The following is a 22,133-nucleotide window of genomic DNA, read 5'->3' as shown; positions in this document are numbered from 1 at the left end:
GGGCGGGTCAGACGGGGGCGGAGGGGCCGACGGCGGGGTCGACGCCGGTTTCGCGGAGCCAGCGGCGGGGTGCGGCGCAGGCGGTGGGGGTGCTGCCGGGGGCGGGTTGGTCGTCGGGCGGTTCGGTGGAGGAGCCGACGTGGGAGGCGCTTTCGTCGCCCGGGTCGAGGATCTGCTTGCTGTAGTGGGGCGGCCAGTGCAGCAGCATCCTGCGGCCGCAGGTCGGGCAGGCCCATTCCTCGGCTCCGGACGCTTCGGCCCGGATCATCCGCATCTGGTGCGTGGCCCTCAAGGCGGGTCCTCCTCAACCGTTGGCGAGGGTCGGCGAAAATCCGGCTCGTTATGGTGATTGCCCACGTCAAGGCGGTTAAACGAGTGGGGCAAGCAACGGTGACGGCGGGCCGGGCGCCGCCGCCGGGACGGTCAAGGCCGGTCAAGCCGTGGACGGGGGCTGGGGCGGGGTGTCGCGGTGAGGGCGGTGCGGACGGCGGCGCCGATGCGGTCGACGGCCTCGGCGGGGCGGCGCGCGAACGCGGTCCAGCCGAGGAAGCCGTGGTCCAGGCCGGTGCCGGTGAGGAGGGTGACCGGGACGCCGGCGGCGCGCAGGCGGGCGGCGTGGTCCTCGGCCTGGGGGCGCAGCCGGTCGTGCTCGGCGGTCGCGATGATCGCGGGCGGCAGGCCGCGGGGGTCGGGGTCCAGCAGCGGGGACACCTCGGGGCGGGCGGGGTCGGCGCCGTCGAGGTACAGGCGCAGGGCGCGGTGCACGCCGGAGGGGGGCCAGGGCAGGCCGTCGGGGTCGGGCGGGTCGGGCGGGACGCGGCGCAGGTCCAGTGCCGGGTACACCAGCAGCTGCAGGGCGGGGCGGGCGGGTCCGGAGGCGCGCAGTATCCCGGCCGCGGCGGCGGCGAGCTGCCCGCCGGCGCTGTCGCCGGCGACGCCGATGCGGGCGGGGTCCAGGCCGAGGCTTGCGGCGCGGGCGGTGGTCCAGCGGACGGCGGCGACGGCGTCGTGGAGCGGGGCGGGGAAGGGGTGCTCGGGCGGGCGGCGGTAGCCGACCGACAGCCAGGCGACGCCGCTGGCGACGGCGAGGGCCCGTACGACGGGGTCGTAGGAGTCGACGTCGCCGAGGATCCAGCCGCCGCCGTGGAAGTACACCATCGCGGGTGCGGGGCGGTCGCCGCCGGGGTGGTAGAGGCGGGCGGGCAGCGGCCCGGCAGGGCCGTCGGCGGTGAGGTCGCGGACGGTGTGGACGGGCTGGCGGGGGGAGCGGGCGAGGTCGGCGGCGTGGTCGCGGCGCGCGTCCTGGACGGCGCGCGCGGTGTCGCGGCGGTCCGGCCCCTCCTCGTGAGGCGGTGTGGTGGGCGGTCTGGTGGGCGTGGGTTGGGTGAGGCGTCGGCGCAGGAACGCCAGGTAGTCCGGATCGCGGCCCATGGCTCTCCCTGACGGCGTGGTGGGGCGGTGGGCGGTCCAGCCTACGAGACCGCGGGCGCGCGGTCCGGTGCCCCGACCCGCGCCATCTCCCGGAACACGTGCCGCGACACGGCACGGACCGGGGCACGGGACGGGGTGCCCGGCCGGCGCCGGAGCCGCCGCCGGCCGGGACCGCGGGGGTCAGAACGGGTAGGGGGCGATCTGTCCGCGCATCGTGACCCACTGGGTCTCGGTGAACGCGTCGATGTTGGCGTCCGGTCCGCCGAACCGCGATCCGTTCCCCGAGGCCGCCAGGCCCCCGAACGGCACCACCGGTTCGTCGTTGACGGTCTGGTCGTTGATGTGGACCAGCCCGGTCGGGACGGCGTCGGCGATCGCCATGGCCTGCCCGACGTCGCCGAGGATCCCCAGCGACAGCCCGTACTCGCTGCCGGAGGCCAGCGCGACCGCCTCGTCGGTTCCCGAGAACGGCACGACCGGTGCGACGGGCCCGAACACCTCCCGCGCGTAGGCGGGCATGTCCGGGGTGACCTGCGCCAGCACCGTCGGCCGGTAGAACAGGCCCTGGTGGGTGCCGCCCGCCGCCAGCCGCGCGCCGGCGGCGACGGTGTCGCGGACCAGCGCGTCGACGTGGGCGAGCTGGCCTTCGTCGATGATGGGGCCGAGCGCGACGGGTCCGGCGGCCGGGTCTCCGACCGGCAGCTTGTCGGCCTTGTCGGCCAGTGCGGCGACGTACTCCTCGTGCAGGCTCTCGTGCACCAGGTGCCGCCCGGTCGTCATGCAGATCTGCCCTTGGTGCAGGAACGATCCCCAGGCGCCCGCCGACACGGCCTTGGCGATGTCGGCGCCGGGCAGGACGATGAGGGCGTTGTTGCCGCCGAGTTCCAGGTGCGCGCGCTTGAGCAGCCGCCCGCACGCCTCGCCGATCTTGCGGCCGGCCGCCGTCGAGCCGGTGAACGACACCACGCGCACCTGCGGCGCCGACACCACCGCCTCGCCGGTCTCCAGCCCGCCGGGCAGCAGGTGCAGCAGCCCTTCGGGCAGGCCCGCCTCCTGGAATATCCGCGCGACGGTGACGCCGCCGCACACGGCGGTGCGCGGGTCGGGTTTGAGCAGCACCGCGTTGCCGAGCGCCAGTGCCGGCGCCACCGACCGCATCGACAGGATCAGCGGGAAGTTGAACGGTGCGATCACCGCGACCACGCCGGCGGGGCGGCGCCGCGCCAGGCTCCAGCGCGGCTGCGCCGACGGCAGCACCAGTCCCTGGGGGTGCGAGGCCAGTGCCGCCGCCTCGTAGCACAGGCCGGCGGCGAAGTGGGTCTCCAGTTCCGCCTTGGCCGGTACCGACCCGGCCTCCCGCACGATCCAGTCCTGGATCTGCGCGGCGTGCTCCTCCAGCAGCCGGCCCGCGCGGCGCAGCACCGCGGCGCGGTCCTCGTAGGTGCGGGCGGCCCAGTCGCGCTGGGCGTCGGCGGCCGCGGCGGCCGACGCGGCGACGTCGCGCGGCGACGCGGCTCCGAGCGTGCCCAGCACGGTGCCGGTGGCCGGTTCGACGGTGTCCAGCTCACCGCCGTCCGCGACGGTCCATCCGCCGGTGAAGATCTTGCCCGTCCACGTCCCGGGGTCCAGCAACGCCATCGTCGGTTCCTCCTCGAACACGCGCCCGCGCACGCGGGCCGAACACGGGCCGGGCGCCGCGGCGCGGCCCGTCCCTCCTCAGCCTCGCGGTCCCGGGCGTCCGGCGGAGCAACGCGTTTCCGCTGGACGGAAGGTCTGGCCGCGGGCCGCGCCGGACCGCGCTCACGGCCCGGCCGCGCGGTAATTGCGTTGCGGGGTCCGCCCGGCGCCGCGCATACTGATCGCGTCGACCGGCCAGGAGGGAAGGAGCAGACGATGACGTGCCGACCCGGCGGACGCGCCCGCACCTGCTCCCGGTCCACCCGGCGGGCGGCCCCCTGACCCTCGCGCATCCCGCGACACGGCCGCCCTCGCACCCGAACGGCGGCCTTTCCCCTGTCCAGGCCCTTGCCAAGGTCCCTTGAGCCCGCTTCGCGCGGGCGACGACGCTGTGGCCGAACGGTTTCCAGGCACCGGATTGCAGGTCCGGATCATGTGGGTTCGACTCCCACCAGCGTCTCCGGTCCCGCCCCCACCGTCACCCGGGGGCGGGGCCCCGCTCCCCGTAGCTCAGAGGACAGAGCACCGGACTCCGAAGCCGGGCGCCGCAGGTTCGATCCCTGCCGGGGAGACCCCGCACCGACCGCCGCCCTTCCCCGGCCGGAAGCGCGGCCCGGGGGAGGGGCGCCGGGGGCAGGACGACCGTCAGTTCCACCCTGCTGCAGCGGGGCGGCACCCGACTGCTTGACACCAAAGGGCAGGTACGTGCCATCTTTCGTCAAGTGACGACCACGGAAGAGCACCTCGACCTGGTGGCCGACCTGGTCCGGGCGCTGGAGACACGGCTCCTCGATCCTCTGGAGGTCCTGTCGGCATCACCCGCCAAGGCGTCCACGACCTGATCAAACGCGGCAAGCTCGACAGGCATCCCGATGGCGGCGTCAGCACCTCCTCCATCCGCGACCTGCTGGCCCTCACCGCCGACCGCCCGCACCTGCGCGTGCTCGAGCTCGCCGGCAGTCACAACATGGTCGCCGAACGGCCCGGGCAGGTCGTCCAAGCAGTGCTGGGACTGCGGACGGAGTAAATCGTCCACCGGTGAAGGGGCGGATCAGGTGCGGGTGTGGTCGGCGGCCACCGCGTCCAGCAGGCCCGGGTACACCGCGTCGACCTCGGCGCGGCGCAGCGCGTTCATGCGGGAGGTGCCGACGTAGTACTGCCGGATGAGGCCCGCTTCGCGCAGCACGTGGAAATGGTGCGTCGCGGTGGACTTGCTGACCGGCAGGTCGATCGCACCGCAGCTCAGGTCGGCGCCGGCCGCGTCCAGTTCCGCCACGATCAGCCGCCGCACCGGGTCCACCAGCGCCTCCAGCACCCGCTGCAGGCCCACCTCCCGCACGTCGGGATGCGGCGGGACCCGGTCCCGGCCGCTCTCGCGCACCGCCGCCATCGCGCACCTCCCGCGCCCCATCGTAGGACCCCCGCCAAAAGTACGACGACCATCAAAGTTTGACAGTGGTCGTACTTTCGGGTTGGCTGGGCCCGCCGGGACGGCGCGCCGCGCCGCCCCGCCGACCCCGAAGGGACGATGCGCGATGACCACCACGGTGCGGTTCCACGAGCTCGGAGGCCCGCAGGTGCTGCGGCTGGAGGACGTGGACCCCGGCGAACTCGGCCCCGGCGAGCTGCTGGTCCGCGTCGAGGCGATCGGCCTCAACCGCGCCGAGGCGCTGTTCCGCGGCGGCGCCTACATCGAGCCGGTCAGGGCGTTCCCCGCCCGCCTGGGCGCCGAGGCCGCCGGCACCGTGCAGGCCGCCGGCCCCGGCGTCACCGGGTTCGCCGAAGGGCAGCCGGTCAGCGTCGTCCCGGCGTTCTCGATGAACGACTACGGCGTCTACGCCGAGCAGGCGGTCGTCCCCGCCGCCGCCGTGGTCGCGCGCCCCGCGGGCCTGGACGCCGTCGGCGGCGCCGCGGTGTGGATGCCGTACCTCACCGCCTACGGGGCGCTGGTGGAGACCTGCGGGATGCGCGCCGGCGACACCGTCGTGCTGACGGCCGCCGCCAGCAGCGTCGGGCTGGCCGCGATCGGGGTCGCCGTCCGCGCCGGCGCCCGGCCCATCGCCGTCACCCGCACCCCCGCCAAGCGGGACGCGCTGCTGAAGGCCGGCGCCGACGAGGTGATCGTCACCCGCGGCCGCGACATCGCCGCGCGCGTCCTGGAGCTGACCGGCGGGCACGGCGCGCGGCTGGTGTTCGACGCCGTCGCCGGGCCCGGCGTGACCGACCTGGCCCGCGCCGTCGCGCCCGGCGGCACCCTCATCGAGTACGGGGCGCTCAGCGGCGAACCGACCCCCTACCCGGGCTTCGAGCTCGGCATGCCCGCGCTGAACATGCGCACCTACACCCTGCACGAGACCACCCGGGACCCGGCGCGGCTGCGCCGCGCCGAGGCGTTCGTCGCCTCCGGCCTTGCCAGCGGCGCGTTCGCGCCCGCCGTCGACCGCGTGTTCGCCCTGCACGACATCGTCGAGGCGCACCGCTACCTGGAGGCCGGCGCCCAGACCGGCAAGATCGTCGTCACCACCGGCCGCTGACCCCCGGGTGCGGGACCGCCGGGGGCCGGCCGGCGCGGCCCCCGGGGGGCCGGCGGCGTCAGGCGGGGGCGGCGGTGAGGGCGCGCGACAGCTGCGCGTACACCTCGTCCCAGAACGCCACGTGCTCGCCGATCTCCCGGCGCGCCGCCCCCACCATCAGCGCCTCATCGGCGAAGTAGCCGTTGACCAGCACGTCCCACAGCGCCGCGAACGTCTCAGGGCCCTTGGTCTCGTGCACGGTGAGGAACTCCAGCCCCGCCGACACGCCGTAGTGCGCGGCGAGGGCGTCGATGACGACACGGTTGCGGACGGGCGCGGCGATCTCGCGGCCCGCCAGCGCCGCGACGGCCTGCGCGCCGTCCCGCTCGGGCGCCAGGAACCGCTCGGGGAACGAGGCGCAGTAGGCGGCGGTCACCGGCAGCGGCGCCACCGCCGACGGCCGCTCGACCCCCAGCGCCCGCAGCATCCGCACCGCCAGGCCGTGATGGTCGCCGCCGACCTCCTCCTCCAGGTGCCCGGCCAGCCCCGACAGCACCCGCGAGACGTCGAACTCGGTGCCGAACGCCGGACTCTTCACCACGCAGACGCCCAGCCACCGGTGAAATTGGTTGCGCCACAGGTAGTACTGCCCGAAAACGTCGCGGACCACTTCCTGTGGAGCCTTTCCCGTCCGCAGATCGGAAAAGAACACGCTGTCGTCCAGCGTTGCCCGGGCATGGGCGAGGAGGTCGGCCGATACGGCGGATCCAGCGAGCGAGGTCATGGTTCTCCAATGATCTGCGGCCATTTCGTGCCCGTCATCGCCGCACGTCGAGGCGGGGTTCGACGCTTCACCGCCCGCCGGCGGGACCGCCGCGGCCAAGGCCCGCGGACCCGCGATGCGACGCGCTGACTGCAGAACCTAACCGACGTTGCGCGCCCGCCCGCCACCGCCTTCGCCGGTCCATTGCCATTGCCGCCGTGGCACCTTGCACGACCGCGCCGCCCTATGGTATTTCCCGGCCGCCGGCGGGACGGGCTGCGGCTTTATCGGCGCACCGCCCGCCCCGTGCGTTTCTGCCGCGCACCCGCGCCCCGGCGCCGGGACCGATACCCCCGCCCCGATGGCCGGATCCGGACGTGAGAATCTCACCGAACCCGCCGCCGTCCCCGAAAGACGGCATCCCGCCCCGCCGCGCGGCCGGTCAGGCCACCGTGCGCAGCCGGTCGTCCAGCTCCTGCAGGTCGGCGACGAACCAGACGTGGCCGCCCGCGTTCGACTCGCGCACCAGCGCCCGCAGCGCCGGGCTCGCCGCCAGGTGCACGGAGAGGTCCCCGACGACCGCCAGCCGCAGCCGGTAGTTGACGAACCTCTGCATGACCTCGCCCGCCAAGCCGGTGCCGAGCGAGAAGAACCGCCCGTCCAGCCGCGCCGCCGGCACCGCCACCACCCGCGCGCCCGCGAACGCCGCGCCGATCAGGTCGAGCGCGTCCTGCCCGCTCGCCACCGGCGGCCCGCCCGGGTCGCACACCAGCACCGGCACGCCCGCCCGCTCCCGCACCTCGTCAGCCATCCCCGTCCTCCAGGATCCCGCCGTCCAGCACGGCGTCGATCAGCCGCAGCACCTCCGCGGTGGCGGCCACCCCGCCCAGCACCACGATCTTCATGCGCCCGCGCTCCTCGTCGTGGACGGTCTGCACCCGCACCGCGCCCCCGCCGCCGCGCCCGGTGCTCACCCCGGCCAGCACGACGGTGGCGAGCCGGTCGGCGGCGGTGCGGCCGACCCCGTCGACCTGCACGATGCTCGACGCCTCCGCCCGCCCCCCGGCCGGGCCGTCCTGCGCCGGGCGGGGACGCCCGGTCAGCGCCTCCAGCGCCGCCGCGGAGATCCGGTACTGCTTGCCGATCCGCACCGCCTCCAGCCGCCCGGCCCGGATGTAGCCGCGCACCGTCCGCACGTGCAGCCCGAGAAGGTCCGCGACCTCCTCCACCGAGTACATCCGCTCATCCATCACTCCGCAAACTACCCTATATAGGAAACGATAGGGAAGTTTGCGGAACGCAAACGAGTGACGAAAAGGGTGGGGCGGGCGCGCGTCAGGTGCGCGTCACAGGCAGGAGGCGATGCAGTCCAGGACGCGTTCCAGGCCGTAGGCGAACTGGTCCTCCGGGGACATGTGCGGCAGCGCCGCGTCCTTCACCACCCGGGCGAACATCGGGTGCTCGCCGGCGTCCAGGAGCTGCTGGACGTAGGGGGAGTGCCGGCGCATCAGGTCCTGCGCGGTCATGCCCGTGCGGCGCCGCTCGCGCTCGCGCTCGATCTCGGCGCGGACGGTGGTGACGACGTAGCCGTTCAACAGGTTCACCAGCGTGATGATGTCGTCGACCGGGATGCCGACGTCCAGCGCGCCGTAGCCGAACTCCAGGACCCGCAGCTGGTTCGGGCCGAACGTCGGCCGGGCGCGGCGCAGGTCGGCCGCCCACGGGTGCGCCAGCAGCATCTCGCGGGTGTTGCGGGCGACCAGCGCCAGGTCGGCGCGCCAGTCGCCGGTCGGCCGGTCCGGGACCCGCAGGGTGCCGACGACGTGGTCGTACATCAGCTCGATCAGGTCGTCGCGCGAGGGGACGTAGCGGTACAGCGACATCGCGCCGGTGCCGAGGTCGGCGGCGATCCGCCGCATCGACGCCGCCTCCAGCCCGTCGGTGTCGGCGATCCGCACCGCCGCCTCGGTGATCTGCGCGCGGCTGTAGGCGGGCCGCGGGCCCCGGCCCTGCCGTTCGGGTACCGCGAAGATGCTGACCGCCTGGTCGGCCGATCCGGCGTCCGCCACCGTGCTCCCTCCGCCGCGCCGCGGGACCTCCTGCCGCGATCCCAGTTGCGTACATCGTACCCGGTTGTTTAACCTGGCGTCACCCCAACCGCGTACGGCGTACCCAATGGAGGCGGAGATGCCGGACGAACCGATCGTGTCGGCCGAGGCGCTGCACAAGCGCTACGGCGGCACCAAGGCACTGGACGGCCTCGACCTGGCCGTCGCCCCCGGCACCGTCTGCGGGCTGCTCGGCCCCAACGGCGCCGGCAAGACCACCGCCGTGCGGATCCTTTCGACCCTCGCCGACGCCGACTCCGGCCGCGCCCGCGTCGCCGGCCACGACGTCGCCGCCGAACCCGACCGGGTCCGCGCCGCCATCGGCCTGGCCGGCCAGTACGCCGCCGTCGACGAGAAGCTCACCGGACGCGGCAACCTGCGCATGTTCGGGCGCCTATACCACCTGCCCCGCCGCCAGGCCCGCCGCCGCGCCGACGAGCTGCTGGAGCGCTTCGGGCTGATGGAGGCCGCCGACCGGCCGGTGCACGGCTACTCCGGCGGCATGCGCCGCCGCCTGGACCTGATCACCAGCCTCATCCTGCGGCCCCGGGTGCTGTTCCTGGACGAGCCCACCACCGGCCTGGACCCGCGCAGCCGCGGCGAGATCTGGGACGCCGTGCGCGGCCTGGTCGCCGACGGCACCACCGTCCTGCTCACCACCCAGTACCTGGACGAGGCCGACCGGCTCGCCGACGACGTCGTCGTCGTCGACCACGGCCGCGTCATCGCCGAAGGCACCCCCGACCAGCTCAAGGCCTCCATCGGCGACCGGCTCGACGTCGCCCTCGCCGACCCCGCCGAGGCCGGCGCGGCCGCCCGCGTCCTGGCCGGCCTCGCCGGCGCCCACCCCGACCTGGACGGCGCGCGGCTGACCGTGCCGCTCACCCGCGGCGCCGTCCGGCTCGCCGACGTCGTCCGCGAACTCGACCGCGCCGGCGTCACCGCCGAGGACGTCGGCCTGCGCCGCCCCACCCTCGACGAGGTGTTCCTGCGCCTCACCGGCCGCGGCCCCGCACCCGCCGACCAGCCCACGGCCGACGACCCCGGGGCCGAGAACCCGACCGGCCGCCAGAAGGAGACCGTCCGATGACCGCCCCCGCCCCGACCGCCCCCGTGCCCGCCGCCGCCCGCCCGCCCCTGGCGGCGCGGCTGCGCTGGACCGCCGCCGACGGCCTCACCCTCGTCGGCCGCGAGCTGAGCCGGCTGCGCCGGGAACCCGGCGAGCTGATCACCGCGCTGGTCTTCCCCGCCGTCATGGTGGTGCTGTTCGGGTACGTGTTCGGCAGCGCCATCGCCGTCCCCGGCGGCGGCAACTACCGCGAGTACCTGATGCCCGGCCTGTTCGTCATGGTGTCGTTCACCTCCGTCATGGCCGTCACCATGCGGGTCGCCGCCGACGCCTCCCGCGGCGTCATGGACCGGTTCCGCGCCATGCCGATGGCGCGCTCGGCCGTCCCGTTCGGGCAGGCCGGCGCCGACGTGCTCAACGGCGTCCTCACCCTGGCGATCATGGCCGTGACCGGGCTGGTCGTCGGATGGCGCGCGCACCGCGGCCCGTGGCCGACCGCCGAGGCGTTCCTGCTGCTGGCGCTGCTGCGGCACGGCCTCAGCTGGGCCGGCTGCTACCTCGGGCTGGTGGTGCGCAACGAGCAGACCGCCGACCAGTTCGTCCCGCTGGTGTTCCCGGTGACGATGCTGTCGAACTCCTTCGTCCCCACCGGCGGGATGCCGGCGTGGCTGCGCGCCCTCGCCGACTGGAACCCCGTCAGCGCCGCCACCGCCGCCTGCCGGCAGCTGTTCGGCAACCCCGGCGCGCCCACCGCCCACGCCGGCCTCGCCTGGCCCCTCGCGCACCCGGTCACCGCGACGCTGCTGTGGTCGATCGCGCTGATCGCGGTGTTCGCGCCGCTGGCGGTCCGCACCTTCCAGCGCCGCGGCCGCTGACCGCGCCCGCGACCGTGCGGGCCGCGCCCCCCCCGGGGCGGGGGCGCGGCCCGCACGCTCACACCCCGAACGGCGCCGCGTACGCGATCACACCGGACGGCACCGGGTCGCCCCCGCCGCCCAGCACCAGCGCCATCAGCGCGTACCCGGCGACGCGCCCGCCGGCGTCCACGGCCACGACCGACAGGCCCGGCAGCCACGCCGGGTCCCGGCGCAGCGCGTCCACCAGGTCGGCCTCCCCGGCGGTCGGGAACGCCGCCTGCAGCACCCGCCGCACCGCCGGCGCGTCCGCGGCGGTCTCCGGCCGCGTCCTGAAGCGCCCGCTCACCGGTCCCGCCCCCGCTCCTTGTACATCCGCCGCTGCCACCGGCTGACGGCCTTCCACTTGTCGCGCTGCTCGGCGCGCAGCCGCGCGTCGGTCCGCGAGGCGATCCACGCGTTCTCCCGCTGCAGCTTGCGGTAGCTGTCCAGCCGCCGCCGCGCGAGCGACCCGCCGGCGACGGCGGCCAGCACCGCGCAGCCCGGCTCGGTGCGGTGCGCGCAGTCGCCGAACCGGCAGCCGGCGGCCAGCTCCTCGATGTCGGCGAACGCCCGCCGCAGCCCGCCGCCGGCGTCGAACAGCCCGACGCCCCGCAGCCCCGGCGTGTCGATCAGGACGCCGCCGCCCGGCAGCGGCAGCATCTCGCGCCGCACGGTGGTGTGCCGGCCCTTGCCGTCGGACGCGCGGACCTCGCCCGTGGCCAGCGCGCCGGTGCCCAGCAGCGCGTTGCCGAGCGTGGACTTGCCCGCCCCGGACGGCCCGACCAGCACCACCGTCCCCGACAGCACCGCCGCGACCGCGTCGACGCCGTCGCCGGTCGCGGCGCTGCACGCCACCACCTCCACGCCCGGCGCGGCGGCGGCGACGTCGGCCTGCGCGCCGGCGGGCGAGGCGGCCCGGTCGGCCTTGGTGAGCACCACCACCGGCCGCGCGCCGCTCTCCCACGCCAGCGCCAGCAGCCGCTCCAGCCGCCCGAGATCAGGGTCGGGCACCAGCGGCACCGCGACAGCGACGGTGTCGACGTTGGCGGCCAGCACCTGGCCGCGCGAGTCCCGCGCCGCCGACGACCGGACGATCGCGGTGCGGCGCGGCAGCAGCGCCGCCAGCACCGGGCGCCCGCCCGGGCCGTCGGGGCGCAGCGCCGCCCAGTCGCCCGTGCACGGCGCCGCCGCCGGATCGCCCGGTGAGGCGAGCGGCCCGGCCGACGCCCGGCCCGGACCCGACTCGGTCACCACGTCGCACAGGCCGCGGTCCACCGCGGCGACCCGCGCCGGCACCAGCCCGGCCGCGCGGTGCGCAAGGAACAACTCGTTCAGGGTCTCGTCCCAGCCGTAGGCGGACAGAGGAGAAGACCCGTCGAAAGAAGACAACGGAATGGAACCCTTTGCATGAAGGGGCCCCGGCGAGCGCGCCGGACGAGACGGACCGGGGTCAGCCGGAGGCCCGGGGAATGAGGACGATCTGGCTGCTGCGCGCAGCAGCGACCGCAACGACGGCCATGCGACCTCACCCCCCTTGCGGTTCCGGCCCCCCCCCGCCCCGCCCGCCCCGCGCCCCGGCCACGCCTTTAACAACCCCCGTCCGCGCCCGCGGGCGCCCGGCTCCGCGGGCGAAGGGGAGTGGAACGGGTAAACGGAAAGTATGGTGATTTGAGGCGGCGGAGCGTGATGGGGGACGTGACCGTGGACGAAAGGGACCGGCGGGACCGGCGGCCGCACGAACCGGAACCGCACCGGCACAGCCCGCCCGAGCAGCGGGACCGGCCCGAGCGGGACCGGCTCGGCACGCGCGCGCAGGAGCGGCGCCTCGCCGAACGCGCCGACCGGGCCGCCGCCGAGCGGCTCGAAGAGCTGTGGAACGGGCTCGCGCCCGTCGCCGGCGGCGCCGCCCGCCTGGCCGCCACCGCCGGCGAACCCGTCCGGCACGCCGCCCGCGACGCCGCGTCCCTCGCCGCGGCCCGCATCGTCGAGCAGATGGCCGGCACCCCGGTGATGCGGGCCGTGGAGAACGCCGCCCGCGACGCCGCCGTCAAGGCCGCCTCGGCCGCCGCGGAAAAGGCCGTGCGCGAGGCCCGCGCCGCCGCCGAGGCCAACCCCGCCACCGCGCCCGCGCTCGAGGCCGCCACCGCCGCGATGACCCTCGCCGAGCAGGCCGCCCAGCACCCCATGGCGGTCGCCGCGCGCCGCCTGGCCGCCCGCAGCCCCCTCGCCCGGGCCGCCACCGCCACCGCGCTGGACATGGCGGGCCGCACCATGACCACCGCCATGACCAGCGCCGCGGCCTCGCCCGCCGTGCAGGCCGCCACCCGCGCCGTCGTGGACGCCGCGATCGACGCCGTCGCCGACGCGGCCGTCGACGCCGCGCTCGTGGCCGGCCGCGACATCGTCGGCCGCGTCGTCCGCCAGACCGCCCGCGAGGCCGCCCGGGACCTGGCCGCCGCGCTGCGCGAGCGCGCCCGCGGCTCCGCCGAGCTCACCGCGATCGCCGCCGAGCTCACCCCGATCGCCGGCGCCGCCGCCGAGGCGGGCCGCGACCTCGCCGAGCGCACCGGCGCGCGCGGCGCCGCCCGCTCGGCGAGCGGGCTGCTGGCCGCCGCCGCGGGCGGCGCGTTCGCCCGCACCGCCCGCGACCTGGCCGTCCGCGCCGCCGCGCAGGCCGCGACCGCCGCGATCGAGGCCGTCATGGCCGACCTGCTCCGCGAGGCCCTGAAGATCGCGATGAAGGACGTGCTGCGCGACATGGTCCTGGACGTCGCCCGCGACGTCGTGGTGGACGTGGCCCGCACCACCTGGGTCACCGCGACCCGCCCCGCGCCCGGCCCCGCCGCCGTCCGCGCCACCACCGGCACCACCGGCACCGAAACCGGTGCCGGTACCGTGCGCGCCGAGACCGTCACCGCCGAGGCGGGCCGCGACCCCTGGGCCGACGCGACCGACGACCCCGGCGCCGCACCGGCCCGCTGAAGCCGCGCTCAGAACTTCGTCAACTACTCGGCCCTGAGGGACGAGCTTGTTGGCTCGGTCCCGAAAGGGCCCGGCACGGCGCGCCTTGTAGGCGATGAACGCGCCGAGCTGGTGGAACGGCCAGGACGACAGTCGTGCTCGCTGGTCGCGTCGAACCGTGACCCGCTCGCGGATCCCCTGCAGCTGTTCCAGGGCGATGCCGCGTTCGGTGCGTTGGGCGACAGCAACGACCGTCTTGGAAATCCGGTGGTTGACGTGCATGGCGTGCCGCGACTCACGGCGTGCACGCTTCTTGAGCAGCTGCTCGGCCGAGCGTGTCCTTGCGGCTTGGATCTCGGCCTTCTTGCGGGCCTGCCAGCGGCGGTAGCGGTCCAGCCGCCGCCCGGAATGGTTGTCACCGTCGCTGGTGGTGGCCAGATTCGCGATGCCCCGGTCCACTAACGGCCGGCGATGACCGGACCAGCGGCGCCGGCGCGCCGCAGGCGAGGTAAGCGATTCCTCCCGGCCCTGGACGACCGGGGTTCCTCGCAAGAAGGAAGCTGAAAGATTCATGAGAAACGTCCGCCCGCGGACGGAGCCCTCACCGGCGCTGTTTACGGTGAGTGCATGGAGCCCGGCACCCCGCAGGCGGCGCCCGCCGCCCGGATACTGATCGTCGACGACGAGCCCGCCGTCCGCGAGTCGCTGTCCAGCAGCCTGCAGTTCGAGGGCTACCGGGTCGCCGAGGCCGCCGACGGCGTCATGGCCCTGGAACGCCTCGAGGCCGAACCCCCGGACCTGGTCGTGCTGGACGTGCTGATGCCGCGGATGGACGGCCTGACCACCTGCCGGCGGCTGCGCGCCGCCGGCGCCACCATGCCGGTGCTGATGCTCACCGCCCGCGACATGGTCGGCGACCGCGTCACCGGCCTGGACGCCGGCGCCGACGACTACCTCGCCAAACCGTTCGAGCTGGACGAGCTGCTGGCGCGCGTGCGGGCCCTGCTGCGCCGCACCGCGATGAACGCCGACACCCGCGCCGACGCCCGCCGCGAGGACGTCCTGGCCTTCGACGACCTGCGGATGGACACCCTCACCCGCGAGGTCACCCGCGCCGGGCGGCCGCTCGCCCTCACCCGCACCGAGTACATGCTGCTGGAGATGTTCCTGGCCCACCCCCGCCAGGTCCTCACCCGCGAGCAGATCCTGGAGACCGTCTGGGGCTTCGACTTCGAACCGGCCTCCAACTCCCTGGACGTGTACGTGATGTACCTGCGGCGCAAGACCGAGGCCGGCGGGATGCCGCGGCTGGTGCACACCGTCCGCGGCGTCGGCTACGTCCTGCGGACGGCGGCGTCCCCGTGACCGCAGGGCGGCGCCCCGGCGCGGCGCGCCCGCCCCGCCGCCCGCCGGTCACCCGGCGGCTGACCCGGCGGCTGACGCTGCGGGCCCGGATGGCGCTGCTCACCGCGCTCGCCGTCGCGCTCGCCGTCGCGGTGTGCGCCGCCGCCGGCTGGTACCTCACCCGCAACCAGCTCTACCACGAGCTGGACCGGCGGCTCGGCGCGTCCGCCGGCGCCCCGCCCGGCCCCGAGGGCCCCGGCTCGCCCGAAGGCCCCGGCGGGCCGGGCCGCGGCGTCCAGCGGATGCTGGGCCGCCAGATCGAGGCCGCGCTGCTGGACTGCCGCGCCGAGGCCAGCACCGGCACCGGCGACGGCCGGGGGTTCGGCCCCTACGAGATCGTCCAGGTGATCAACGCGCAGGGGCGGCCCTGCACCGTCCCCGACGCCGGGTCGCTGAAGATCACCGCCGCCGACGCCGCCGTCGCCCGCGGCGGCGGCGACCGCGCCCTGCACGACGGCACCGGCGTCAACGCGAGCGGCAGGACCGAGGACGTGCGGGTCCTCACCTTCCCCGCGCACACCGACGACGGCACCCCCATCGCGGTGTCGGTCGCGCTGTCCCTGGACGAGGTCGAAGGGCCGCTGGACAACCTGGCGCTGCTGCTGGTCGCCGTCACCGCGCTCGGCGTGCTGGTGTCGGCCGCCGCCGGCCTGATGATCGCCCGCGCGTCGCTGCGGCCCGTCGACGAGCTGACCGGCGTCGTCGAGCACATCGCCCGCACCGAGGACCTCGCCACCCCCATCCCCGCCGAGGGCACCGACGAGATCGCCCGGCTCAGCCGCTCCTTCAACGCCATGACCAGCGCGCTGGCCGCCTCCCGGGAACGCCAGCAGCAGCTCATCGCCGACGCCGGGCACGAGCTGCGCACCCCCCTCACCAGCCTGCGCACCAACATCGACCTGCTGCTGCGCGCCGAGGCCACCGGCCGCGACCTGCCCGCCGCCGCCCGCCACAACCTGCTGGTCAGCGTCAAGGCGCAGATGCAGGAGCTGTCCAGCCTGGTCGGGGACCTGCTCGAACTCGCCCGGCCCGACGAGGCCGAACCGGTCCTTCAGACCGTCGCGCTCCACGAGGTGGTCGACCGCGCCGTGCAGCGCGCCCGGCTGCGCGGCCCCGGCCTGACCGTGCGGGCCGACACCCGGCCCTGGTACGTGCGGGGCGACCCCGCCTCGCTGGAACGCGCCGTGGTGAACCTGCTGGACAACGCCGTGAAGTTCTCCCCGCCCGCCGGGACCGTCACCGTCGCCCTCGCCGGCGGGGAGCTCACCGTCCGCGACCACGGACCCGGCATCCCCGCCGCCGACCTGCCGCACGTGTTCGAGCGGTTCTGGCGGTCGCCGTCGGCGCGCAGCCTGCCCGGCTCCGGGCTCGGCCTGTCGATCGTCGCCCGCGTCGTCGGGGAGATGGGCGGCACCGTCGCCCTGGAACCCGCCGCCGGCGGCGGCGCCCTGGCCCGCGTCCGCCTCCCCGGCACCGGCGCCCCCCGCGACTGAACCCGCCCGGCGCCCGGGCGGGTTTTTCTCATACCGCGTTCATCCACGGCTCAGGGGCTTCCCACACCCGGCCCCCAACCTCGGTCCCATGAGTCACCTTGTCACCGAACGGGGCACGCCCGCCGGGCCGCCCCCGCCCGTGCACGACCACGGCGGGCGGGGCAGGCTGGTCGAGGTGGTCATCCCCGTCTACAACGAGGAACGCGTCCTGGCGGCCAGCGTGCGGCGCCTGCACGCCTATCTCGCCGACACCTTCCCCTACCCGTTCCGCATCACCATCGCCGACAACGCCAGCACCGACGGCACCTGGCGGGCCGCGCGGGAGCTGGCGGCGCGGCTGGACCGCGTCACCGCCGTCCACCTGGAGCGCAAGGGACGCGGCCGCGCCCTGCGGCACGTGTGGAGCACCAGCGACGCCGACGTCGTCGCCTACATGGACGTGGACCTGTCCACCGACCTGGACGCGTTCCTGCCGCTGGTCGCGCCGCTGATCTCCGGGCACAGCGACCTGGCGATCGGGTCCCGGCTCACCCGCGGCTCGGCGGTGGTGCGCGGCCCCCGCCGCGAGGTCATCTCCCGCTGCTACAACCTGCTGCTGCGCACCGCACTGGCCGCCCGCTTCTCCGACGCCCAGTGCGGCTTCAAGGCCGCCCGCACCGAGATCGTGCAGGCGCTGCTGCCGTCGGTGGAGGACGAGGAGTGGTTCTTCGACACCGAGCTGCTGCTGCTGGCCGAACGCAACGGGCTGCGCATCCACGAGGTCCCCGTCGACTGGGTCGACGACCCCGACTCCCGCGTCGACGTCGTCCGCACCGCCCGCGACGACCTGCGCGGCATGGCCCGCGTCGCCCGCCGCATGCTCACCGGCGCGTTCCGCGCCCCCGTCGGCCGCCGCCCCGCCCCGGGCGGCGAGGGGGGCGCCGAGGGCGGCGCCGCGCTGCCCGCCGGGATGGCGCGGCAGCTGCCCGCCTTCGCCGTCATCGGCGCCGTCAGCACCCTGGCGCAGCTGGTCCTGTTCGTGCTGCTGCGGCTGGTCATGGGCCCGCTGTGGGCCAACGCGGCCTCGCTGGTGGTCACCACCGTCGGCAACACCGCCGCCAACCGGCGCTTCACCTTCGGCGTCACCGGGACCCGCCGCGCGCTGCGCCAGCAGCTCGAAGGCGGCGCGGCGTTCCTGCTCGGCCTGGCGCTGTCCACCGGCGGGCTGGCGCTGCTGCACGCCGCCGCGCCCGGCGCGTCCCGCGCCGTCGAGGTCGCCGCGCTCATCGCCGCCAACGCCGTCGCCACCCTGGTGCGGTTCCTGCTGATGCGTGCCTGGATCTTCCACCCCCGCCGCCTCGGGGACCCAGCGGAAGGCGCCGGCTCCCCGCACGCCGGCGCCCCCCGCCCCGACAGCCGCCCCGACAGCCGCCCGGGCACCCGCCCGACGACCTGCCCAGACGCCCGCACCGATGTCGCGATCTCCCTGGACGGCCGCGCGCCGGCCGCCGAGGAGACCGGAGGGAACCGGCCATGACCCAGACGCTCCCCGCCCCGCCCGCCGGGACCGCGGCGCCCGCCCCCCGGGGCCGGATCCGCCGGCTCCTGCTCGGCGGCCCCGACGACCCCGCCTGGTCCCGCCCCGCCCTGTGGGCGGTACTGGCTCTCGCCGCCGCCCTGTACGCCTGGGACCTCGGCTCCGGCGGCTACGCCAACAGCTACTACTCCGCCGCCGTCAAGAGCGGCACCCAGAGCTGGAAGGCGTTCTTCTTCGGCTCCCTGGACGCCGGCGACTACATCACCGTCGACAAGCCGCCGATGGCGCTGTGGGCGCAGGAGCTGTTCGCCCGCGCCATCGGGTTCGGCACCCCGGCGCTGCTGCTTCCGCAGGTCCTGGAGGGCGTCGCCGCCGTGGCGGTCCTGCACGCCGCCGTCCGCCGCGCGTTCGGGCACCCCGCCGCGCTCATCGCCGCCGCCGTGCTGGCCCTCACCCCGATCACCGTCGCGATCGACCGCGACAACAACCCCGACACCCTGCTGGTGCTGCTGCTGGTCGCCGCCGCATGGGCGTGCCAGCGCGCCGTCGAGACCGGGCGGCTGCGGCCCCTGCTGCTGTCGGCGTTCCTGGTCGGCTGCGGCTTCAACACCAAGATGCTGCAGGCGTTCCTGGTCGTCCCCGCGTTCGCGCTGGCCTACCTGATCGCGGCGCGGCCGCCGGTCGTGCGGCGCCTGGCGCACCTGGCCGCCGCCGGCGCCGTGCTCGCGGTGTCGTCGGGCTGGTGGATGCTGATCGTCGACGCCGTCCCCGCCGGCAAGCGGCCCTACATCGGCGGCAGCACCGACGGGACCGTGTGGGACCTGGTCATCGGCTACAACGGCCTCGGCCGCGTGTTCGGCGAGAACAACGGGCCCGGAGGCGGACGCGGCGGGCCCGGCGCAGGCGGCGCCTCGTTCGGCGGCCAGTCCGGCGCCGGGCGGCTGTTCAACGACATCGTCGGCGGCCAGATCTCCTGGCTGATCCCGTTCGCGGTCATCGCGCTGGCCGCGTGCCTGCTGCTGCTGCGCCGGCGGCCCCGCACCGACCCGGCCCGCGCCGCGCTGCTGCTGTGGGGCGGATGGCTCGCCGTCCACTACGTCATCTTCAGCTTCGCCGAAGGCACCTTCCACCCCTACTACACCACCGCGCTCGGCCCCGCGATCGCCGCGCTCACCGGAGCCGGCGCCGTCCTGCTGTTCGCGGCGGGCCGCCGCACCGCCCGCGGGTCGTGGGCGTGGACGCTGGTGCTGTCCGCCGCCCTCGCCGTCACCGGCGCGTGGGCGTTCACGCTGCTGGACCGCACCCCGTCGTGGCATCCGTGGCTGCGCTGGACGATCGCCGCCGCGGCGGTCCTTTCGGCCGCCGGGCTGCTGCTCGGCCGCCTCGTCCGCCGCGCCGGGACCCGCGCCGCCGTCGCCGGCGCCGCCCTGGCCGCCGTCGCGGCGCTCGCCGGGCCGGGCGCGTACGCGGTGTCGGCCGCGTCCACCGCCTCCAACGGCACCAACCCGCAGGCCGGTCCGTCCACCGGATTCGGCGGGCCCGGCGGCATGCGCGGAGGACCCGGCGGCGCTCCCGGCGGGTTCAGGGGCGGCTTCCCCGGCGGCCGGATGCCGGGCGGGTCCCCCGGCGGCGCGCCCGGCGGCCAGAACCCCGGCGGGCAGGCGGCCGCCGGCGAGGGCATCCGGCCCGGCGGCGGGCAGATGCCGTGGTCGCGCGGCGACCGGGCCCAGCGGCCCGGCGGCGGACGCGGCGGCTTCGGCGGCGGCCCCGGCGGCGAGGTCAGCACCCAGATGATCTCCTACCTGGAGAAGAACCAGGGAAGCGCGACCTGGCTGGTGGCGGTCTCCAGCGCCCAGTCCGCCAGCTCGATCATCCTCAGCACCGGACGGCCCGTCATCGCGATGGGCGGCTTCACCGGCTCCGACCCGGCGATGACCGTCGCCAAACTGCAGCGCTACGTCAAGGACGGCAGGCTGCGCTACATCCTGCTCGGCGGCGGCATGGGACCCGGCGGCGGCGACGCCTCCGTCACCGCCTGGGTGCAGAAGAACGGCACCCCGGTCAAGCCCGCCGAATACGGCGGCGCCTCCTCGTCGACCGGCACCACCGGCGCCCAGCTGTACAAGCTCGGCTGACCCCTGGGATATCCACGATGACCTCCACGATCCAGGCCTCCCCGCCCGCCCGCCGCACCCCGGGCGGGTGGGGAGGCCGTCCCCGCCGGCTCCTGCGCCGCCTGTGGCGCGGCCCCGGCCGCGACCCCGCGTGGGCGCGGCCCGCGCTGCTGGCCCTGCTCGCCGCGACCGCCGTGCTGTACCTGTGGGGCCTCGGCGCGTCCGGATGGGCCAACGCGTTCTACTCCGCCGCCGTCCAGGCCGGCGCCACCAGCTGGAAGGCGTTCTTCTTCGGCTCCTCCGACGCCGCCAACGCCATCACCGTCGACAAGACGCCCGCCGCGCTGTGGCCCATGGAGATCGCCGCACGGATCTTCGGGGTGAACGCCTGGAGCATCCTGGTGCCGCAGGCGCTGATGGGCGTCGCCACCGTCGCGACCCTGTACGCCGCGGTCCGCCGCCGGTTCCCCGCCTGGGCGGGGCTGCTGGCCGGGGCGTCGCTGGCCCTCACCCCGGTCGCGGTGCTGATGTTCCGGTTCAACAACCCCGACGCGCTGCTGGTGCTGCTGCTGACCGCCGGCGCCTACGCCGCACTGCGCGCCCAGGAGAACGCGAGCACCCGCTGGCTGGTGGTGGCCGGCGCCTGCGTCGGCACCGGGTTCCTGGCCAAGATGCTGCAGGCGTTCCTGGTCGTGCCGGTGCTCGCGCTGGTGTACCTGGTCACCGCGCCCGCGCCGGTGCGGCGGCGGCTGTGGCAGCTGGTGCCGGCCGGCGCCGCGCTGGTGGCGTCCGCGGGCTGGTGGGTGCTGGCCGTCGCGCTGGTGCCCGCCTCGTCCCGCCCCTACATCGGCGGATCCCAGCACGACTCCGTCCTGGAACTGGCCCTCGGCTACAACGGCATCGGCCGCCTCAACGGCGAGGAGACCGGCGGCCTGGGCAACCTCAACCAGGACGCCGGGATCGGGCGGATGTTCGGCGCCGCGATCGGCGGCCAGATCTCCTGGCTGCTGCCCGCCGCGCTGGTCCTGCTGGCCGCCGGGCTGTGGGCCACCCGCCGCGCGCCCCGCACCGACCCCGCCCGCGCCGCGCTGCTGGTGTGGGGCGGCTGGCTGCTGCTCACCGGCGCCGTCTTCAGCGAGATGCAGGGGATCTTCCACGAGTACTACACCGTGGCGCTGGCGCCCGCCGTCGCCGCGCTCACCGGCATCGGCGCCGCGCTGCTGTGGGAGCGGCGCCGCACCACCGAGGGCGCGGCGTTCCTGTCGGTGACGGTCGCCGTCACCGCCGTGTGGGCCTACGTGCTGCTGGGCCGCAGCCCCGGCTGGCACTCCTGGCTCGGCCCGGTGATCGTCGTCGTGGGGCTGCTCGCGGGCGCCGCGCTGGCCGGCGTCCGGCTGCTGCGCGGCCCGCTGCTGGCCGCCGTGCTGGTGCCGGCCGTCGCCGCGTCGCTGGCCGGCCCCGCCGCGTACGCACTCGACACGGCCGCCACCCCGCACTCGGGGTCGATCGTCACCGCCGGTCCCGCCGCGTCCGGCGGGTTCGGTCCCGGACGCGGCGGGCCGGGCGGCGGGCCCGGCCGGGCCGGGGGCGGCTGGAACCGCGGCCGGGGTCTCGCGCCGCCGCAGGGCGGTGCGCAGCCCGGCGGCCCAGGCGGGGTTCCGGGCGCCGCACGGCAAGGGGCGCCGGGCGGCGGGTTCGGCGGCGGCCGCCCCGGCGGCGCGGGCGGCGGCCCCGGCGGGCTGCTGACCGCCGCGACGCCGAGCGCGCAGGCCACCGCCGCGCTCAAGGCCGGAGCCGGCTCCTACACCTGGGCGGCCGCGGCCGTCGGGTCCAACACCGCCGCCGGCTACCAGCTCGCGACCGGCGAGCCGGTCATGGCGGTCGGCGGGTTCAACGGCACCGACCCCGCGCCGACCCTCGCGCGATTCCAGCGCCTCGTCCGCCAGGGCAAGATCCACTACTTCGTCGGCGGAGGCGGGACGATGACGGGCCGTGGCGGCGGCAGCGGCAGCGACGACGCGCAGAAGATCAGCGCGTGGGTCGCGGCGACGTTCACGGCCGTCTCCGTCGGCGGCACGACCCTGTACGACCTGTCGTCCGGCGCGACCATGTGACCCGTTCCGGGAGGCGGCCGTGATGTACTCGGGACAGCAGACCGCAGCGCCCGACGGACGAGGAAGGGACCACG

The 22,133-nt window shown here is 76.1% G+C and carries 19 protein-coding genes, 2 tRNA genes and 1 pseudogene; 11 read left to right on the top strand and 11 right to left on the bottom strand.

Annotated elements, in window-relative coordinates; translation table 11 throughout:
• Positions 1-7 precede the first annotated feature (7 nt).
• The 3 genes from F8568_RS41310 to F8568_RS41300 all read right to left on the bottom strand — a co-directional run bounded on the left by F8568_RS41310 (position 8) and on the right by F8568_RS41300 (position 3,069).
• The gene (locus tag F8568_RS41310) at positions 8-292 is read right to left on the bottom strand and encodes a hypothetical protein (RefSeq protein WP_151599422.1); all 285 of its coding nucleotides are present in this window, start codon (positions 290-292) and stop codon (positions 8-10) included.
• A gap of 131 nt (positions 293-423) precedes the next feature.
• Positions 424-1,431, bottom strand: coding sequence for an alpha/beta hydrolase (locus F8568_RS41305; RefSeq protein ID WP_151599420.1), 1,008 nt, complete (start codon positions 1,429-1,431; stop codon positions 424-426).
• Positions 1,432-1,611: 180 nt separating this feature from the next.
• Positions 1,612-3,069, bottom strand: a complete 1,458-nt coding sequence (locus F8568_RS41300; RefSeq protein ID WP_151599418.1) for a benzaldehyde dehydrogenase — start codon at positions 3,067-3,069, stop codon at positions 1,612-1,614.
• 424 nt (positions 3,070-3,493) lie between these two features.
• Here F8568_RS41300 and F8568_RS41295 point away from each other — a divergent pair.
• Both F8568_RS41295 and F8568_RS41290 read left to right on the top strand, forming a co-directional pair.
• A tRNA-Cys gene (locus F8568_RS41295) sits at positions 3,494-3,568 on the top strand.
• 39 nt (positions 3,569-3,607) lie between these two features.
• Positions 3,608-3,680: transfer RNA gene (locus F8568_RS41290), tRNA-Arg, on the top strand.
• Between the two features lie 479 nt (positions 3,681-4,159).
• Here the strand turns inward: F8568_RS41290 and F8568_RS41285 are convergent.
• On the bottom strand, positions 4,160-4,498 hold the full coding sequence (locus F8568_RS41285; protein ID WP_151599416.1) for an ArsR/SmtB family transcription factor: 339 nt from the start codon (positions 4,496-4,498) through the stop codon (positions 4,160-4,162).
• A gap of 145 nt (positions 4,499-4,643) precedes the next feature.
• Here F8568_RS41285 and F8568_RS41280 point away from each other — a divergent pair, with 145 nt between their 5' ends.
• Positions 4,644-5,642, top strand: a complete 999-nt coding sequence (locus F8568_RS41280; RefSeq protein WP_151599414.1) for a zinc-dependent alcohol dehydrogenase family protein — start codon at positions 4,644-4,646, stop codon at positions 5,640-5,642.
• 58 nt (positions 5,643-5,700) lie between these two features.
• Here F8568_RS41280 and F8568_RS41275 read toward each other — a convergent pair whose 3' ends face one another.
• The 4 genes from F8568_RS41275 to F8568_RS50025 form a co-directional block, all read right to left on the bottom strand.
• Entirely contained in the window at positions 5,701-6,405 is a 705-nt protein-coding gene (locus F8568_RS41275) for an iron-containing redox enzyme family protein (protein WP_160573946.1), read from the bottom strand.
• Between the two features lie 421 nt (positions 6,406-6,826).
• Entirely contained in the window at positions 6,827-7,195 is a 369-nt protein-coding gene (locus F8568_RS41270) for a DUF4180 domain-containing protein (RefSeq protein WP_151599410.1), read from the bottom strand.
• Positions 7,188-7,634, bottom strand: coding sequence for a helix-turn-helix domain-containing protein (locus F8568_RS41265; protein ID WP_202125950.1), 447 nt, complete (start codon positions 7,632-7,634; stop codon positions 7,188-7,190). Before F8568_RS41265 ends, F8568_RS41270 begins: the two co-directional genes overlap by 8 nt.
• A gap of 96 nt (positions 7,635-7,730) precedes the next feature.
• Positions 7,731-8,453: a TetR/AcrR family transcriptional regulator gene (locus F8568_RS50025; RefSeq protein ID WP_151599408.1), complete on the bottom strand. Its 723-nt coding sequence runs from the start codon at positions 8,451-8,453 to the stop codon at positions 7,731-7,733.
• A gap of 118 nt (positions 8,454-8,571) precedes the next feature.
• Here F8568_RS50025 and F8568_RS41255 point away from each other — a divergent pair, with 118 nt between their 5' ends.
• Together F8568_RS41255 and F8568_RS41250 are read left to right on the top strand one after the other, a co-directional pair.
• On the top strand, positions 8,572-9,582 hold the full coding sequence (locus tag F8568_RS41255; protein WP_151599406.1) for an ATP-binding cassette domain-containing protein: 1,011 nt from the start codon (positions 8,572-8,574) through the stop codon (positions 9,580-9,582).
• Positions 9,579-10,436 (top strand): ABC transporter permease, encoded by an 858-nt coding sequence (locus F8568_RS41250; RefSeq protein ID WP_151599404.1) that lies wholly within the window; start codon positions 9,579-9,581, stop codon positions 10,434-10,436. Before F8568_RS41255 ends, F8568_RS41250 begins: the two co-directional genes overlap by 4 nt.
• Before the next feature lie 58 nt (positions 10,437-10,494).
• Here F8568_RS41250 and F8568_RS50795 read toward each other — a convergent pair whose 3' ends face one another.
• Both F8568_RS50795 and rsgA read right to left on the bottom strand, forming a co-directional pair.
• Entirely contained in the window at positions 10,495-10,764 is a 270-nt protein-coding gene (locus F8568_RS50795; protein ID WP_202125949.1) for a GNAT family N-acetyltransferase, read from the bottom strand.
• A complete protein-coding gene (gene rsgA / locus F8568_RS49085) occupies positions 10,761-11,846 on the bottom strand; it encodes a ribosome small subunit-dependent GTPase A (RefSeq protein ID WP_236009993.1) in 1,086 nt (361 codons plus the stop codon). Before rsgA ends, F8568_RS50795 begins: the two co-directional genes overlap by 4 nt.
• 297 nt (positions 11,847-12,143) lie before the next feature.
• Between rsgA and F8568_RS49080 the strand changes: the two genes are divergently transcribed.
• Positions 12,144-13,439, top strand: coding sequence for a hypothetical protein (locus F8568_RS49080; protein ID WP_236009995.1), 1,296 nt, complete (start codon positions 12,144-12,146; stop codon positions 13,437-13,439).
• A gap of 81 nt (positions 13,440-13,520) precedes the next feature.
• Here F8568_RS49080 and F8568_RS49075 read toward each other — a convergent pair.
• Positions 13,521-13,700: pseudogene (locus F8568_RS49075) on the bottom strand (IS200/IS605 family accessory protein TnpB-related protein); the annotation flags it as partial.
• Between the two features lie 345 nt (positions 13,701-14,045).
• Here F8568_RS49075 and F8568_RS41235 point away from each other — a divergent pair.
• From F8568_RS41235 to F8568_RS41215, 5 genes are all read left to right on the top strand, one after another.
• Positions 14,046-14,783 carry a response regulator transcription factor gene (locus F8568_RS41235; RefSeq protein WP_151599400.1) on the top strand — a complete coding sequence of 246 codons (738 nt, stop codon included), beginning with the start codon at positions 14,046-14,048 and terminating at the stop codon, positions 14,781-14,783.
• Positions 14,780-16,315, top strand: coding sequence for a HAMP domain-containing sensor histidine kinase (locus tag F8568_RS41230; protein WP_328601261.1), 1,536 nt, complete (start codon positions 14,780-14,782; stop codon positions 16,313-16,315). The genes F8568_RS41235 and F8568_RS41230 overlap by 4 nt, the downstream gene beginning before the upstream one ends.
• 88 nt (positions 16,316-16,403) lie before the next feature.
• Positions 16,404-17,831, top strand: a complete 1,428-nt coding sequence (locus F8568_RS41225; protein WP_151599398.1) for a bifunctional glycosyltransferase family 2/GtrA family protein — start codon at positions 16,404-16,406, stop codon at positions 17,829-17,831.
• On the top strand, positions 17,828-19,966 hold the full coding sequence (locus F8568_RS41220; protein WP_151599396.1) for a mannosyltransferase YkcB-related protein: 2,139 nt from the start codon (positions 17,828-17,830) through the stop codon (positions 19,964-19,966). Before F8568_RS41225 ends, F8568_RS41220 begins: the two co-directional genes overlap by 4 nt.
• A 17-nt stretch (positions 19,967-19,983) precedes the next feature.
• Positions 19,984-22,059, top strand: a complete 2,076-nt coding sequence (locus F8568_RS41215) for an ArnT family glycosyltransferase (protein WP_151599394.1) — start codon at positions 19,984-19,986, stop codon at positions 22,057-22,059.
• Positions 22,060-22,133: the final 74 nt, after the last annotated feature.

It is taken from the genome of Actinomadura physcomitrii, assembly GCF_008923205.2.
Taxonomy (GTDB): domain Bacteria; phylum Actinomycetota; class Actinomycetes; order Streptosporangiales; family Streptosporangiaceae; genus Spirillospora; species Spirillospora physcomitrii.
Note: the sequence above shows the minus strand (reverse complement) of the source record. Positions and strands in the feature narration are given on the sequence as shown.

Excerpts from the sequence above, each read along its gene's own strand:
- F8568_RS41220 (WP_151599396.1), top strand. The coding sequence starts at position 17,828 with ATGACCCAGACGCTCCCCGCCCCGCCCGCCGGGACCGCGGCGCCCGCC.
- F8568_RS41275 (WP_160573946.1), bottom strand. The coding sequence starts at position 6,405 with ATGACCTCGCTCGCTGGATCCGCCGTATCGGCCGACCTCCTCGCCCAT.
- F8568_RS41305 (WP_151599420.1), bottom strand. The coding sequence starts at position 1,431 with ATGGGCCGCGATCCGGACTACCTGGCGTTCCTGCGCCGACGCCTCACC.
- F8568_RS41280 (WP_151599414.1), top strand. The coding sequence starts at position 4,644 with ATGACCACCACGGTGCGGTTCCACGAGCTCGGAGGCCCGCAGGTGCTG.
- F8568_RS41215 (WP_151599394.1), top strand. The coding sequence starts at position 19,984 with ATGACCTCCACGATCCAGGCCTCCCCGCCCGCCCGCCGCACCCCGGGC.
- F8568_RS41235 (WP_151599400.1), top strand. The coding sequence starts at position 14,046 with ATGGAGCCCGGCACCCCGCAGGCGGCGCCCGCCGCCCGGATACTGATC.
- F8568_RS41285 (WP_151599416.1), bottom strand. The coding sequence starts at position 4,498 with ATGGCGGCGGTGCGCGAGAGCGGCCGGGACCGGGTCCCGCCGCATCCC.
- F8568_RS41270 (WP_151599410.1), bottom strand. The coding sequence starts at position 7,195 with ATGGCTGACGAGGTGCGGGAGCGGGCGGGCGTGCCGGTGCTGGTGTGC.
- F8568_RS41300 (WP_151599418.1), bottom strand. The coding sequence starts at position 3,069 with ATGGCGTTGCTGGACCCCGGGACGTGGACGGGCAAGATCTTCACCGGC.
- F8568_RS41265 (WP_202125950.1), bottom strand. The coding sequence starts at position 7,634 with ATGGATGAGCGGATGTACTCGGTGGAGGAGGTCGCGGACCTTCTCGGG.
- F8568_RS41250 (WP_151599404.1), top strand. The coding sequence starts at position 9,579 with ATGACCGCCCCCGCCCCGACCGCCCCCGTGCCCGCCGCCGCCCGCCCG.
- F8568_RS41255 (WP_151599406.1), top strand. The coding sequence starts at position 8,572 with ATGCCGGACGAACCGATCGTGTCGGCCGAGGCGCTGCACAAGCGCTAC.
- F8568_RS41225 (WP_151599398.1), top strand. The coding sequence starts at position 16,404 with ATGAGTCACCTTGTCACCGAACGGGGCACGCCCGCCGGGCCGCCCCCG.
- F8568_RS49080 (WP_236009995.1), top strand. The coding sequence starts at position 12,144 with ATGGGGGACGTGACCGTGGACGAAAGGGACCGGCGGGACCGGCGGCCG.